The organism is Pigmentiphaga litoralis (genome assembly GCF_048632615.1).
Lineage (GTDB): Bacteria > Pseudomonadota > Gammaproteobacteria > Burkholderiales > Burkholderiaceae_B > Pigmentiphaga > Pigmentiphaga litoralis_B.
Genome location: NZ_CP184479.1, coordinates 1,002,838 through 1,017,736, shown reverse-complemented (window position 1 = coordinate 1,017,736; position 14,899 = coordinate 1,002,838). Strand labels below are relative to the sequence as shown.

Here is a 14,899-nt window from a genome sequence, read left to right as displayed (position 1 = left end):
GCGGCGTTACGCCGTCAGCTGCGCCGCCAGTGGCGCCGCGCGGGGTTGCGTTTCATGCGGCGCACCACCGGCAGCCTGCGTTCAGAGCTCAAGCAGCTGGAACGTAAAGCCTACCTTGCTCCATTCTGATTCTTCGGCCCGCAAGGTAAAGTCGGTCAAGGGGTGATCCTTGAGCCAGCCGGCATCGACCTTGACCGTGATCGACCGGTCCCGCAAGGACACCGTTACCGGCAGGCTGTCCAGGTCTTCGCGGCGGCGGAACAGCACCGCGGCCAGCCGCAGGCACAGGATCGCCACCCACTGCGCATCGGTCCTGACCAGGGCTTGCAGCTTGCCCAACTTGCCCAGATGGCCCAGCGTCAGCAGCGCCAGCTGGCGCTGGTCCTGGCGCGAGAAGCCCGGCATATCGGCGTTCTCAAGCACATAGGCGGTGTGCTTGTGATACGTGTTGTGGGCGATCGACAGGCCCAGTTCATGCAGGTCCGCCGCCCAGCCCAGGGCCCGCTCCAGCTCTTCGAAGCCAGGCGTCTTGGCCGGAACGAGGCCGGCAAACATGTTCAGCGCCGCTGTCTTGACCCGCGTGGCCTGTGCCACGTCAATCTCGTAGCGCAACACGAACTGGCGCACGGTGTCGTCGCGCTTGTCGGTTTCGGCGTCGCGGCCCAGCAAGTCGTACAGCACGCCCAGGCGCAGCGCGCCGTCGGCGGTATTCATCGAATCGATGCCCAATTCGTCGAACACCGCGCTCATGATGGCGAGACCGCCCGGCAGCACCGAATAGCGGTCCACCTTGGCGCCCAGCAATTGCGCCCGTTCCACCGTGCCCGCCTTGATCAGGCGTTCCTTCAGTTTGTCCAGGCCGCGCCGCGTAATGCCCTGGTCCGAAAGACCGGATTCGACCAGGATGGTGCCCAGCGCCTTGCCGGTGCCCGACGATCCAAAGGCCTCTTTCCAGCCCGTGCGCCGGTACTGCTTGGCGATGACTTCCAGTTCGCGGCGAGCGGCCAGTTCGGCCTGCTTCATGCCGTGGGCGTCGATGACGCCGTCGGGAAAGTAGGCGCGGCTATAGCTGACGCAGCCCATGTACAGCGATTCCATCAGCTCGGGCTCGAAGCCGTTGCCGATGATGAATTCGGTCGATCCGCCGCCAATGTCCACCACCAGCCGTTTGTCGGCGGACGGGGGCAGCGAATGCGCCACGCCCGAAAAGATCAGACGGGCTTCTTCCCGGCCGGCAATGACTTCGATCGGAAAGCCCAGGGCGGCTTCGGCACGGGGCAGGAAGTCCGCCACGTTGCGGGCCACCCGGAACGTGTTGGTCGCCACCGCGCGCACGCGGTCCGGATGGAAGCTGCGCAGCCGCTCGCCAAACCGTTCCAATACCGAGATCGCCCGGTCGATCGCTTCGGGCCCTAGCGTCTTGTCGGGGCCCAGGCCCGCTGCCAGCCGCACGGTTTCTTTGAGCCGGTCGACCTGATAGACCTGCGCGGTGTCGCCCTCGCGCGCGATACGTCCGATCAGGAGCCTGAAGCTGTTGGAGCCGAGGTCGACGGCGGCGAGCATGGAATTCATAGGGTGGGTAACCGGCAAGATGACGTTCCCGGGGGATAGGGGCGGGAGCGCAAGATTAAGGGTTTGCTGTGACAGGATCATGTCTTTGTCACAGGCTAGTCATCATTTTGACGCAAAATGGACCGCTGCTTCGGGGTGTGCCCGCAGCCAGCCTTTCTTCGGACCGTCTATGGCATCACGTTTGCCCGTCAACGAACTCTTCCTGAACCGTGAATTGGCCCTGCTCAAATTCAATGAGCGGGTGCTGGCGCTGGCCGAAGACGAACGCACGCCGTTGCTCGAGCGCCTGCGTTTCGTCTGTATCGTCAGTTCCAACCTGGACGAATTCTTTGAGATCCGGGTGGCGGCGCTTAATGAGCAGCTTAGCCAGAACCCAAGGGTAAAGGGGCTGGATGGCCGCACTCCCGAAGAAGTGTTTCAGACGGTGTCGGCCAGCGCGCACGCGCTGATCGACCGGCAATACGCGCTGCTGAACCAGGTGGTCCTGCCTCGCCTGCAGGGCGAGGGCGTCATGCTGCACATGGCGCACACCTGGACCGAGGCCCAGCGGGAGTGGGCGCACGAAGTCTTCCAGATGGACGTGATGCCTCTGCTCACACCCATAGGACTGGACCCTGCTCATCCGTTCCCCCGCGTGTTCAACAAAAGCCTGAACTTTGCGGTGCAGTTGACCGGGCGCGATGCCTTTGGCCGCAATGCCGCGATCGCGATCGTGCAGGCGCCGCGCGCGCTGCCGCGCCTGACGCAGATGCCGCCCGAGCTGTCCGGCCATCCGCATGGCTACGTCATGCTCACGTCCTTTATGCAGGCTTTCGTGGGCGATCTGTTCCCCGGCATGAAGGTCAATGGCTGCTACCAGTGGCGCGTGACCCGCAACAGCGACCTGTTCGTCGACGACGAAGAAATCACCAATTTGCGGCATGCCCTGCAAGGCGAACTGACGCAGCGCCATTTTGGCAACGGCGTGCGCCTGGAACTGGCGGATTCCACGCCGCCCGATCTGCAGCAGTTCCTGCTGAAAGAATTCTCCTTGCAGCCGCGCGATGCCTACCGCGTGGACGGCCCGGTCAATCTGTCGCGGCTGATGCAACTGGTCGACCTGGTGGACCGCCCCGACCTGAAGTTCGCCGAATTCCGCGCTGCCTTGCCGCCTCCGTTCGATGAAGGGTCGTTGACGCCCGACGCCATGTTCCGCGCGATCGCCGAGAAGGATCGCCTGCTGCATCACCCTTACGAATCCTTCCAGCCCGTCATCGACTTCCTGACAGCGGCCGCCGCCGACCCGGCGGTGGTAGCCATCAAACAGACCATCTACCGCACGGGCGAGGATTCCGAGCTGATGCGCCTGCTGCTGGCCGCGGCCAAGTCCGGCAAGGAAGTCACCGTAGTGGTGGAGCTGATGGCTCGTTTCGACGAACAGACCAATATCAACTGGGCGTCGCGCCTGGAAGAGGTCGGCGCGCATGTGGTGTACGGCGTGGTGGGCCACAAGACCCACGCCAAGATGGCGCTGGTGCTGCGGCACGAAAAAGGCCGCATCCGCCGTTATGGCCACCTGGGCACCGGCAACTACCACCCGCGCACGGCGCGTCTTTACACCGACTTTGGCATGTTCACGGCGGATCCCCGCATTTGCGAGGACATGGACCAGATCTTTGCGCAGCTGACCGGCCTGGGCGAACAGCGCAAGCTGAAGGCGCTGCTGCAGGCGCCGTTCTCGCTCCATGAAACCATGGTGTCGATGATCCGGCGCGAGGTGCGGCATGCCAAGGCCGGCAAGAAGGCCAGGGTAATGGCCAAAATGAATTCGCTGCTCGAACCCACGATCATCGAAGAACTGTACAAGGCCAGCCAGGCCGGTGTGCAGGTCGATCTGGTGGTGCGGGGCGTGTGCACCCTGCGGGCCGGGGTGCGAGGTTTGTCCGACAACATTACGGTCCGTTCGCTGGTGGGCCGGTTCCTGGAACATTCCCGGGTCTTCTATTTCCTGAACGACGGGCAGGAAGCGGTGTACCTTGCGTCAGCGGACTGGATGGATCGCAACTTCTTCCGGCGGGTGGAAGTGGCGTTTCCGGTATTCGATCCCGCGCTGAAGAAACGCGTGGTGGACGAGGCGTTCAATTTCGCATTGCGGGATACTCAACTGGCATGGATCCAGCAGCCGGACGGCAACTACGCCCGGATCAAGAGCCGCCGCAAGCCCTTGAACCTGCATACCCATCTGATGGCCCAGCTTGGCGGCGACGTCTCCACGTCCGAATAAGGCAACAGGCGCGGGGCGATGCCGGGTTTTCGCCTACGCCGTTCATGACTGTCACGGTCATGTCATATTGCCTGGGTATTCTGCATGAGTACGCTGTCTTTCCCCCACCCAACGCAGAGGGTCCTGCAATGTTCAAGCACGTTTTCAAGCAAGTTTCGGTCGCTGTCGCTTTCGGTCTGGCCTCTGTTGCCGTCCATGCAGCCGACATCACCGGAGCTGGCGCATCGTTCCCGTACCCCATCTACGCCAAGTGGGCGTCCGACTACAAGGCTGCCACGGGCAACACGGTTAACTATCAGTCGATCGGTTCGGGCGGCGGCCAGAAGCAGATCATCGCCAAGACGGTCGACTTCGGCGCGTCGGATGATCCGATGAGCGGTGCGGACCTCGACAAGAACGGCCTGCTGCAATTTCCCGCAGTGATCGGCGGCATCGTGCCCGTGGTCAACCTGCAAGGCATCACCCCGGGCCAGCTCAAGTTCACCGGCGACCTGCTGGCGAACATCTACCTGGGCAAGGTCAAGAAGTGGAATGATCCGGCCATTGCCCAGCTGAACCCCGGCGTGACGCTGCCGTCGACCGACATCATCGTCGTCTACCGTTCGGACGGCTCGGGCACGACCTTCGGCTGGACCAACTATCTGTCGAAAGTGTCCGCCGACTGGAAGTCGACCGTGGGTGAAGGCAAGGCCGTGAAGTGGCCTGCTGGCCAGGGCGGCAAGGGCAACGAAGGCGTCGCCAACTACGTGAAGCAATTCGCCGGTTCGATCGGCTACGTCGAATACGCCTACGCCAAGCAGAACAAGCTGTCGCATGGCCAGGTGCAGAACAAGGACGGCAAGTTCGTCCAGCCGGAAGAAGAGGCGTTTGCCGCCGCTGCCGCCGGCGCCGACTGGAAGAGCGCGCCAGGCATGGGCGTGATCCTGAACAACGAACCCGGCGCCAAGGCCTGGCCGATCACCAGCGCAACCTTCATCCTGGTCCACAAGACCCAGGACAAGCCCGCGCAGGCGGCCGAAGTCCTGAAGTTCTTCGACTGGGCGTTCAAGAACGGCAAGAAGTCGGCGTCGGACATGGATTACGTGGCGCTGCCTGACGCGGTGACCACCCAGATCCGCGGTCTGTGGAAGTCGGACATCAAGGACGCGAGCGGCAAGGCCGTCTACTAAATCCTGGATGTCGTCATGATCGGGAGCACTGTCCTGCGCCAGGGGCGTGCTCCCGAGTCATGTGTCCCGCCTGTACGTCGTTTCACCCCCGCAGTACCCAGAATTCGTCCCTATTCATCTCCTTTGGGCGGCCGTTCCGGCATCTCATACCCTTGACGGGAAGCACCGATGAGCGCGGTCCTTGATAACATGCCCGGCGTACGCCGAGGAAACTCGGTCCCAGTAACTACCGGGAACACGCCCCCGATGAAGAAAAGCAACAACGCGTTGATGGATGCGCTGTTCAAGAACGTCACCCGGCTCGCGGCCTTTCTGGTCCTGAGCCTCTTGGCCGCCATCCTCGTATCCCTTGTGTTCGGCAGCCAGATCACGCTGTCCAAATACGGCCTGAACTTCCTGACCTCGTCCGAGTGGGACCCGGTCAACAACGAGTACGGGGCCCTGGTGCCCATCATCGGCACGCTGCTGACCTCGTTCATCGCGCTGATCATCGCCGTGCCGGTGTCCTTCGGCATCGCCATGTTCCTGACGGAACTGTCGCCGACCTGGTTGCGCCGCCCCTGGGCACCGCGATCGAAATGCTCGCCGCGATCCCTTCCATCATCTACGGCATGTGGGGCCTGTTCATCTTTGCCCCGCTATTCCAGACGTATGTACAGCCGACCTTGATCAACACGCTGGGCAACATCCCCGGAGCGGGCATCCTGTTCCAGGGTCCGGCCTTCGGTATCGGCGTGTTCACCGCCGGCATCATCCTGGCTGTCATGATCATCCCTTTCATTACCGCCGTGATGCGCGACGTGTTCGAACTGGTTCCGGCGCTGCTGAAAGAATCGGCGTACGGCCTGGGCGCCACGACCTGGGAAGTGGTGTCGCGGGTGGTCCTGCCCTTCACGAAAGTAGGCGTGGTCGGTGGCATCATGCTCGGCCTGGGACGCGCCCTGGGCGAAACCATGGCCGTCACCTTCGTGATCGGCAACGCATACCGGCTGTCGACCTCGGTGTTCGCACCGGGCAACTCGATCGCCTCGTCGCTCGCCAACGAGTTCGCCGAAGCGTCCGACGACGTGCACCTGTCCGCCTTGATCGAACTCGGTTTGATTTTGTTCCTCATCACGACCATCGTGCTGACCTTCTCCAGGCTCATGCTGCTGCGCCTGTCGAAGAGCGAAGGCATCAAGAGCTAAGCGACCATGATCCCGACCATCATCAACATGCAAAACCCGGTGTACCGTCGCCGGAGCGTTACCAACAAGGTCATGCTGGCGCTCTCGGCAGCGGCCCTGATGTTCGGCCTGTTCTGGCTGTTCTGGATCATCCTGACGCTGCTCACCAAGGGCGCCAGCGCGATGGCCTTTACGCTGTTCACCGAAATCACCCCGCCGCCCGGACAGAACGGCGGCCTGATGAACGCCATCGTCGGCAGCGTCATGATGGCCGGCGTGGGCACCCTGATCGGCACGCCGATCGGCATCCTGGCCGGCACCTACCTGGCCGAATTCGGGCAGCGCGGCTGGCTGGCGCCCGCGACGCGCTTCATCAACGACGTGCTGCTGTCGGCGCCGTCGATCGTGATCGGGCTGTTCATCTACACCGTGTATGTCGCCCAGGTCCGCCACTTTTCGGGTTGGGCGGGCTCGCTGGCCCTGGCCGTGATCGTGATCCCGGTCGTGGTGCGCACCACCGACGACATGCTCAAGCTGGTGCCGAACAGCCTGCGCGAAGCCTGCGCGGCGCTGGGCTGCCCGCAGTGGAAGATGATCACCATGGTCTGCTACCGCGCCGCCCGCTCGGGCATCGTGACCGGCATCCTGCTGGCCGTGGCCCGCATTTCCGGTGAGACGGCGCCGCTGCTGTTCACCGCGCTGAACAACCAGTTCATGTCGATGAACATGAATGGCCCCATGTCGAACCTGCCCGTCACGATCTTCCAGTTCGCGATGAGCCCGTTCGCCGACTGGCAACGCCTGGCCTGGGCCGGTGCAACGCTGATCACGCTCCTGGTGCTGGCGATCAACATCGCGGCCCGCGTCATGTTCCGCAAACAGGCCGCCTGATCGCCCATGCCCGCCATTCACTCGACATCTTCGATCCAGACCCCTCGTAACGGACCCGCCATGGATATCCACGCCTCGCCTGCCAAGCTCGAAGTCAAGAACCTGAACTTCTACTATGGCAAGTTCCACGCCCTGCGCAACGTGAACATGACCATTCCGGAAAAGAAGGTCACGGCATTCATCGGACCGTCGGGCTGCGGCAAATCGACGCTGCTGCGCACGTTCAACCGTATGTTCGAGCTGTATCCCGAACAGCGGGCCGAGGGCGAGATCAATATGGACGGCGAAAACCTGCTGACGTCCAAGATGGACATCTCGTTGATCCGCGCCAAGGTTGGCATGGTGTTCCAGAAGCCCACGCCGTTCCCGATGAGCATCTACGAAAACATTGCCTTTGGTGTGCGCCTGTTCGAAAACCTGAGCAAGGGCGAGATGGACGAGCGCGTCGAATGGGCCCTGACCAAGGCCGCGCTGTGGGAAGAGGCCAAGAACAAGCTGAACCAGAGCGGCCACAGCCTGTCGGGCGGCCAGCAGCAACGTCTGTGCATCGCCCGCGGCATCGCCATCAAGCCGCAGGTGTTGCTGCTGGACGAGCCGTGTTCGGCGCTGGACCCCATCTCGACCGCCAAGATCGAAGAACTGATCGCCGAACTGAAGGACGACTATACCGTCGTCATCGTGACGCACAACATGCAGCAGGCGGCCCGTTGCTCGGACTACACCGCCTATATGTACCTGGGCGAACTGATCGAATTCGGCGTGACCGACCAGGTGTTCATCAAGCCGACCAAGAAGGCGACCGAAGACTACATTACGGGCCGGTTCGGCTAAGCGTGGTGTGCGGCGGGAAGCGACGGCAAGGCTGCGCAGCAACTCGTCGCTTGCCTGGGTGTGCTTCCGTCCGCCTGCGACTTGCTTTTGAAGCTGCAGCGGTGCTATAGTTTCGTTCTGCCTGAAAGGGCAGTGCAAAAGCGTCCCGCCGAACTCAATACGGCAAACGCAAAGTACTTCGGAGTGTAGCGCAGCCCGGTAGCGCATCTGCTTTGGGAGCAGAGGGTCCAAGGTTCGAATCCTTGTACTCCGACCAATTTGAAAGCCCGTCTTCCGCAAGGTCGACGGGCTTTTGTTCGTCTGGACGGCATGTCTGTGTGAATGGCAGACCTTGGTGCTTCTGACAGGGTGGCCAAGACGGGGTGCCCGCGGCGCAACGGCGTGCTTCTGCCACACAGAATCTACACGACAGCGGTAGCACGGCTGAGTACTATCTCGGCGATATCCCGCCCATGCGTTGCAAAGCCTTCTGCTGACCCAGCCTGCCATGACGCGCCCTGCGACGTCCCTACACCGCCTGCCCCTGATGGACGCCATCAAGGCGGCCGGCTGCCTGGCGATCGTGGCGCACCACCTGGCTTTTTATGGGCCGATGTCCGACGTGGCCTATCCGCTGTCGCATCCCTTGTTCGACTGGCTCTATGCCTACGGACGGATGGCGGTGCAGGCTTTTCTGGTGGTGGCAGGGTTTTTGTGCGCGATGCAGCTGGGGCCACGGTTGGGGGCGCCCGCGCCTTGGCGCGCCATAGGCAAGCGCTATCTGCGTCTGGTCGTCCCGCTCGCGGCCGCCCTGACCCTGGCGATTGTCTGCAATGCCATCGCGCGGCGCTGGATGTCGCACGACTCCATTTCGGCGGTGCCCAATCCATGGCAGTTGTTCGCCCACGTATTTTTCCTGCAGGACCTGGTCGACCAGGAGGCTTTGTCGGCGGGGGTCTGGTATCTGGCCGTGGACTTCCAGTTGTTCACCATGATGGCGTTGATGCTGGCGATCACCGCGCGAACCGGCATCCCAGGCATGGGAATCGTGGCGATCGCCGGGTTGACGTGGGCGTCGTTGATCGCGTTCAACCGCGACGATCTGTGGGACGAAACCGGCCTGTATTACCTGGCTTATTACGGCCTGGGTGCGCTGGTGTTCTGGGCGACGGAACCGGGTGTCAAACGGCCGCTGGTGTGGTTGGCGCTGATGCTGGCGTGCGTCATGGCGGCACTGCTGGTGGATTTCCGATCGCGGATCGTCGTGGCGGCGGTCGTGGCCGGCCTGCTGGGCTGGGCGCGGCTGTCGGGTGGGCTGACGCGTTGGCAGATGCCTGACATCGTGTCCTGGCTGGGCCGCATTTCGTTTTCGATCTTCCTGGTGCACTTTCCGGTGTGCCTGGTGATCAATGCGGCGGTTGCGCGCTTTCTTCCTGCCACGCCCGTCGTCAACGCGGTGGGCCTGGTGCTGGCGTTCTTCTGCAGCATTGCGGCGGGCGCCGTGTTCTTCAGGCTGGTCGAAGGGCGGCGTTTCAGCGCGTGGGGGCAGGGCGGCGTGGTCGGCCTGTTCTTTGCCGTGGGGCTGGCCGCGTGGAGGCTGGGCTGGTAGCGTGGCGGCGTACCCGGCACGCCGCCTACCGGCCGGGCAAGGTCACCTCGCTCACCCCCGGATGCACCCACCGCAGGCATTCCCGTGTCGCGTCGATGCAGCCGCCTTCCTTGTACACCCCCTGCGGCTCACGCAGTTTCAGCATCATCGAATAGATGCGCTCGACGGCCTGCGGATCGGCCATTGTCTCGCGCACACGTGCGTCCACGATGTCATCGTTCACCGCCAGGGACCCATCCGGCTTGCGGTAGGTCGCATCCCGCCAGTGATAGATTTCCAGGCACTTTCGCTGCAAGGAGAACACTTTGGTCGGCGTCCAGAAATTGTTGAACAGGCCGTTGCCGAGATAAAAGATCCAGGATCCTTCATAGCCTTCCACGTCGGAGGAATGCGGATCCGGATTGCGGAACCAGAGCCGGTCGCCGGGCACATAGAATTTCAAGGGTAGCGGGGCGTCCATGCTGCCGTATTCGCGCAGGAAGACCTCGTGGAATTCGCCGGACACGATCGCACGGGTTTCCCATTGCCGTTGCAGGTCGTCCGCCAAGGCCGGGTTGCAGACGGCCAGTTCGCGCGCCAGCCCCATCAGGGTGACGTATTCGGTCGCGCGATAACAGGAAAATGACCACTTGCGTTCGCCATGGTCCGGCTGCGTGGCCTTCTGCAGGGCTTCACGCAGCGGCTTGCCCGGTTTGACCGTAAAGCCTCGCTCGTCGCTGTAATCCCACCAGTCCATGGGCCGTTCGGCGTCGACGGTGTCGAACGCCAGCACCGCCTGCCGCGCGGCCTCGACGATGTAACGGCGAATGCGGATCGACGACAGCAGTTCGGGCACGTGCGGAAACACGAAGGGGACGGGCGACGCCAGCATGGCCACGACCACCTCGGTTTCCAGGTCCTGCGGACGGGTTGCGGTGTCGAGTCCCAGTTCGTCGTGCAAACGCGTGGTGTCGTGGTCGGGTGTCCAGGCCTCGAACAGGTCCGGCCGCAATGTCAGGCGCACACCCGGCCGTTCGCCGTCCGGCTCCGCCCGCAGGTCGGCCACCTCTTCCAGCCCGTGCACCCGCAGCCAGTCCATCACGTCGTGTTCGGCCGCGGCGCGCGCTTCAGGGCTTGCGGCCAGCAACAGAATGCCGCCGTCCACCTGGACTGAACCGCCCTTGATATCCGTCATGCCCTGCTCCCCGCTGTTCGGCGATCGCCATGTATGAGGTTGTAGTCAAGTTGCGCGCGATTTGCCAGCACACAAATCTCACCGAACAGTGCTCATCTTTGCGCAAATGGCAAAAGGGAGGCGGCGGCGCACTGCCGATACAATGCCATGTCACCGCCACGCTCATCTAGGGGCAGCCATGCGCGCCGATCTACAGTCACTGGACATCCATCACCTGACGGTGCTGAGTCTTCTCCTGCAGCATTGCAGCGTGACCAAAGTGGCCGAAAAACGGGGCAGGCGCAGCCCGCCATCAGCCGGATGCTGGTCCGCCTGCGCAAAGTCACGGGGGATCCGCTGCTGGTGCGCAGCGGCATCCGCATGGTGCTGACCGAACGCGCGGTAGCCATGCGCGAACCGCTGCAGGAGATCCTGGCGCAGGTTGCGCGGATCGAGGTCGGCACCAATTTCGCCCCAGACCTGTCCGACAAGGAATTCCGGATTGCCTGCGCCGACTGCATCCCGACCTTGCTGCTGCCGCAGATCATTGCGCGGTTGACCAGTGCGGGGCGCCGGATTCGCGCCAAGCTGCGCCTGATCGATCCCGCGTTTGACGTCGCGCGCGCACTGGAAGAGGGCGAACTGGACCTGGTGATCAACAACAGTCCCAATCCGCGCGAAGATCTGCGCATCGGCCGCCTGTACACCGACGAGGTGGTATGCATGATGCGCTCCGGTCACCCGCTGGCGGGCGAATCGCGCCTGTCGCTGGCGCGCTACCTGAACATGCAGCATCTGGCGCCGCAGCCCAGTTCGCTGCGCGAGATGGGGCCAGTGGACGGCGAACTGGCCAAGGTCGGCTACCGCCGCGTGATCTCGGCCACCGTGCCCGAATTCAATCTGGCGCCCTATGTGCTGCTGTCCACCGACCTGGTGTTCACCACCGGTCGTGTGTTTGCCGAGCATTACGCCAAGCTCCTGCCGGTCACCATCGTGCCGGCGCCCCGTGAATTCCCTCCCATGCGCTTCTACCAGCTTTGGCACGAACGCAATCACGCCAGCGATTCGAACCGCTGGCTGCGCCAGCAGGTCAGCGACGCCGTGCGCGAACTGGTGGTGGATCCTGCGCATGGCGATCGCGGCATGCTCACCCCGGCCGTTGCTGCCGAGGCCTGACTCATACCACTTGCGTTATGTACTGTATGGTGGCCGCGAGGCTGCCGCCTTCCCCGGATGCCGAATAGACTGCTTCATCGGCCTATCGAGCCGGTTTGACATCGGGAAGCGCACCATGTCGGTGTGCACCACTTTGGGGAAAGGCAATGTCTATACGTCGTTGGTGGCCCGTGGCGATTGCCACGCTGTTGACTGCAGCAAACGCACACGCCGCAGAAAAGCTCACCTTCCTGACCAGCTGGAAAGCCCAGGCCGAACACGGTGGCTACTATCAAGCGCTGGCCAAGGGCTACTACCAAGCCTGTGGCATTGACCTGAACATCCGCCAGGGCGGTCCTGCCATCGACGGCAAGCAGCTGTTCGTGGCCGGCGCGGTCGACATGATGATGGCCTCGTTCAGCGACACCGCCTTCCAGGTGAATGAAGCCGGCTTCGCGGCCAAGGCTGTGATGTCCTCGTTCCAGAAAAGCCCCCAGATCCTGATGACGCATGCCGGCAATGGCATCGAAAAGATGGAAGACATGCGCGGCAAACCCGTCATGTTGTCGGCCTCGTCGCGCACCAGTTTCTGGCCCTTCCTGCGCAACAAGTTCGGTTTTACCGATGCCCAGTTGCGCGCCTATACCGGCCAGCTCGCCCCATGGCTGCTCGATCCCACCGGCATTCAGCAGGGCCTGCTGACCAACGAGCCATTCCGCGTCCAGGCTGAATCCGGCAAGACGCCCAAGCCCTTCCTGCTGGCCGACTATGGCTACGAGGCCTACAGCTCGGTCGTGATCGCCAGCAAGAAGCTGATCGACGAAAAGCCGCAGCTGGTGCAGTGCTTCGTGTCGTCCACGCGCAAGGGCTGGGAAGAGTTCTTTGTCGATCCCAAGCCGGCCGTCGCGCTGATCAAGCAGAACAACCCCGAGAACTCGGACGAACTGATCGCCTATTCCATCCGCACGATGAAGTCGGCCGGCATTGTCGAGACCGCCGATACGGCCAAGGGCGGCATCGGCACCATGACCGACGCGCGCTGGAAATCGCACTTCGACATGCTGGCGTCCGCAGGCCTGATCTCGAAGACGCTGGACTACAAGAGCGCGTACACCCTGCAGTTCGTGAACGCCAAGTAAGACGGAGCCTGCCATGATCGTGACGAAACAAGCCGTGCTGCGCCGTTTCTGGTACGCGGTGATGCCCATGTCCTTGCTCGATGAAGGGCAACAGGGATTCACGCTGCTGGGCGAAAAGATCGTGCTGTGGAAAACCGCCGAGGGCAAGATCGCCTGCCTGCAGGACCGGTGTTGCCACCGCACCGCCAAGCTGTCCTTGGGTTTCGTTGAAAACGACAACATCGTTTGCGGCTATCACGGCTGGACGTTCGACACGGCAGGCGCCTGCGTCCGCATTCCCCAGCGGCCCGATGAACCCATCTCGGCGAAACATTGCGTGAAGGCGTTCCGGGCCGAAGAAAAGTACGGCTATGTGTGGGTCGCGCTCGATGACCCGCTGACCGGCATTCCCGAGATTCCCGAAGCCGCGCTGCCGGGCTTTCGGCAGGTGCCCGAGTTCTACGAACCCTGGAAGATCGGCGCGCTGCGGCTGATGGAAAACTCCTTCGATTCGGCGCATGTGGCCTACGTGCACCGCGAAACCTTTGGCGATGTGGCCCAGCCCGAGGTGGGCGCGCGCGAGGTCGACGTCAGCGACTTCGGATTCGATTCGGCCTACGACTCGCCCGTCGTGGTGCGCGGCGACACGGCGCAGAAGGCGGTCGTGACCGCCGATGGCCGCACGGTGCGCCACACCCATTCGACCTGGTACATGCCCTTCGCGCGCCGCACCGCCATTCGCTACCCGCACGGCCTGCAGCACGTGCTGATCACCTGTGCGACGCCAATGGACGATGGCAACACCATGGTGGTGCAGTGGGTCTATCGCAATGACACCGAAGCGGATGTGGCATCGGCCGACGTCGTCGCCTTCGACCGCGCCGTCACGCTGGAAGACCAACTGATCCTTGAAAGCTGCGAAGCCGATGTGCCGCTGTCCACCCAGGACGGCGAAGAACTGCACATGCCCTCGGACCGTCCCGGTCTGATCATGCGCCGCATGCTGTCGCAACTGCTGCGCGAGCATGGGGAAACCGAACAGCGAGCCTTTGCATGAGCACACCTGCCAACAGCCTGCCCGGCGCCGCCGTGCGTGGCGTCGCACCGCCCGCGTCGGTAGCCGCCGGCGCCGCTGCGGCGGCATCGCCCGCCACGGCCTTGCCCGCCGCGCCTGGCGGCGCGGTCATCAAGGCCCCGTCCAAATGGCGCACCCGCGCGCCCAACATCCTGCTGCCGCTGATCACGGGCGTTGCCTTCCTGCTGCTGTGGGAATGGCTCGTCACGATCAACAACATTCCCAAGTTCGTGCTGCCATCGCCGTCGCTGATCCTGCAGACCTTGATCGCCGATCACGTGACGCTGCTGCGCGCGCTGCGCTTCACGGCCGCGATCACGCTCAGCGCCTTTTTCCTGGCCCTTGTCAGCGGCCTGGCCGTGGGGGTGCTGCTGACGCAGAGCCGTTCGCTGGAACTTGCGTTCTGGCCCTACGCGGTGGTGCTGCAGGTCACGCCGTCGATCGCCATCGCGCCGCTCATCATCATCTGGGTGGGGCTGGACCGCCTGTGGCTTGCGTTGCTGCTGCTGGCGTGGATCGTTGCCTTCTTCCCGATCCTGTCGAATACGGCCATCGGCCTGAAGTCGGTCGACCACGGCCTGCGCAATGTGTTCGAGCTGTATGGCGCGTCGCGCTGGAAGCGTTTCCGCTATTTGCAGCTGCCGTCGGCTTTGCCCTACATCCTGGCGGGCGTGCGCATCTCGGCCGGGCTGTCGGTGATCGGCGCGGTCGTGGCCGAGTTCATGGCAGGCAGCGGCACGGCCACCGGCCTGGCGTGGACGATCGTCGAAAGCGGGAATCTGCTGAATATCCCGCGTATGTTCGCCGCCTTGTTGATGCTGTCGGTGTTCGGCATCGGCATCTGGTATGCGACGGCCTTCATCCAGTGGGTGCTGCTGCATCGCTGGCATGAAAGCGAAACCAAACAGGAGAATTGAG

11 protein-coding genes, 1 tRNA gene and 1 pseudogene are annotated in these 14,899 nt (G+C 63.2%); 11 read left to right on the top strand and 2 right to left on the bottom strand.

Translation table 11 applies throughout. From position 1 onward, the window contains the following. Positions 1-81 precede the first annotated feature (81 nt). Positions 82-1,572 carry an exopolyphosphatase gene (gene ppx / locus ACNANG_RS04670; protein WP_420226194.1) on the bottom strand — a complete coding sequence of 497 codons (1,491 nt, stop codon included), beginning with the start codon at positions 1,570-1,572 and terminating at the stop codon, positions 82-84. Positions 1,573-1,741: 169 nt separating this feature from the next. Here ppx and ppk1 point away from each other — a divergent pair, with 169 nt between their 5' ends. The 7 genes and pseudogenes from ppk1 to ACNANG_RS04635 all read left to right on the top strand — a co-directional run bounded on the left by ppk1 (position 1,742) and on the right by ACNANG_RS04635 (position 9,480). Further along, positions 1,742-3,835: a polyphosphate kinase 1 gene (gene ppk1, locus ACNANG_RS04665; protein ID WP_420226193.1), complete on the top strand. Its 2,094-nt coding sequence runs from the start codon at positions 1,742-1,744 to the stop codon at positions 3,833-3,835. 128 nt (positions 3,836-3,963) lie between these two features. Then, positions 3,964-5,004, top strand: a complete 1,041-nt coding sequence (pstS, locus tag ACNANG_RS04660; RefSeq protein ID WP_420226192.1) for a phosphate ABC transporter substrate-binding protein PstS — start codon at positions 3,964-3,966, stop codon at positions 5,002-5,004. A gap of 168 nt (positions 5,005-5,172) precedes the next feature. Continuing rightward, positions 5,173-6,191 (top strand): annotated as a pseudogene (pstC, locus tag ACNANG_RS04655) (phosphate ABC transporter permease subunit PstC). 6 nt (positions 6,192-6,197) lie between these two features. Further along, positions 6,198-7,061, top strand: coding sequence for a phosphate ABC transporter permease PstA (gene pstA, locus ACNANG_RS04650; protein ID WP_420226191.1), 864 nt, complete (start codon positions 6,198-6,200; stop codon positions 7,059-7,061). A gap of 60 nt (positions 7,062-7,121) precedes the next feature. Further along, on the top strand, positions 7,122-7,892 hold the full coding sequence (gene pstB, locus ACNANG_RS04645) for a phosphate ABC transporter ATP-binding protein PstB (RefSeq protein WP_420226190.1): 771 nt from the start codon (positions 7,122-7,124) through the stop codon (positions 7,890-7,892). A gap of 179 nt (positions 7,893-8,071) precedes the next feature. Further along, positions 8,072-8,148, top strand: a tRNA-Pro gene (locus tag ACNANG_RS04640). Between the two features lie 231 nt (positions 8,149-8,379). Then, on the top strand, positions 8,380-9,480 hold the full coding sequence (locus tag ACNANG_RS04635) for an acyltransferase family protein (protein ID WP_420226189.1): 1,101 nt from the start codon (positions 8,380-8,382) through the stop codon (positions 9,478-9,480). 25 nt (positions 9,481-9,505) lie between these two features. Here the strand turns inward: ACNANG_RS04635 and ACNANG_RS04630 are convergent, their stop codons facing one another. Next, entirely contained in the window at positions 9,506-10,654 is a 1,149-nt protein-coding gene (locus ACNANG_RS04630; protein WP_420226188.1) for a hypothetical protein, read from the bottom strand. A 300-nt stretch (positions 10,655-10,954) separates the two neighbouring features. On the opposite strand from ACNANG_RS04630, the gene ACNANG_RS04625 reads away from it, so the two are divergent. The 4 genes from ACNANG_RS04625 (at position 10,955) to ACNANG_RS04610 (ending at position 14,898) form a co-directional block, all read left to right on the top strand. After that, positions 10,955-11,809 carry a LysR substrate-binding domain-containing protein gene (locus ACNANG_RS04625; RefSeq protein WP_420226187.1) on the top strand — a complete coding sequence of 285 codons (855 nt, stop codon included), beginning with the start codon at positions 10,955-10,957 and terminating at the stop codon, positions 11,807-11,809. Between the two features lie 146 nt (positions 11,810-11,955). After that, positions 11,956-12,927, top strand: coding sequence for an ABC transporter substrate-binding protein (locus ACNANG_RS04620; RefSeq protein WP_420226186.1), 972 nt, complete (start codon positions 11,956-11,958; stop codon positions 12,925-12,927). 13 nt (positions 12,928-12,940) lie between these two features. Next, a complete protein-coding gene (locus tag ACNANG_RS04615) occupies positions 12,941-13,963 on the top strand; it encodes a Rieske 2Fe-2S domain-containing protein (RefSeq protein ID WP_420226185.1) in 1,023 nt (340 codons plus the stop codon). Beyond that, positions 13,960-14,898, top strand: coding sequence for an ABC transporter permease (locus ACNANG_RS04610; RefSeq protein ID WP_420226184.1), 939 nt, complete (start codon positions 13,960-13,962; stop codon positions 14,896-14,898). The genes ACNANG_RS04615 and ACNANG_RS04610 overlap by 4 nt, the downstream gene beginning before the upstream one ends. Position 14,899 lies beyond the last annotated feature (1 nt).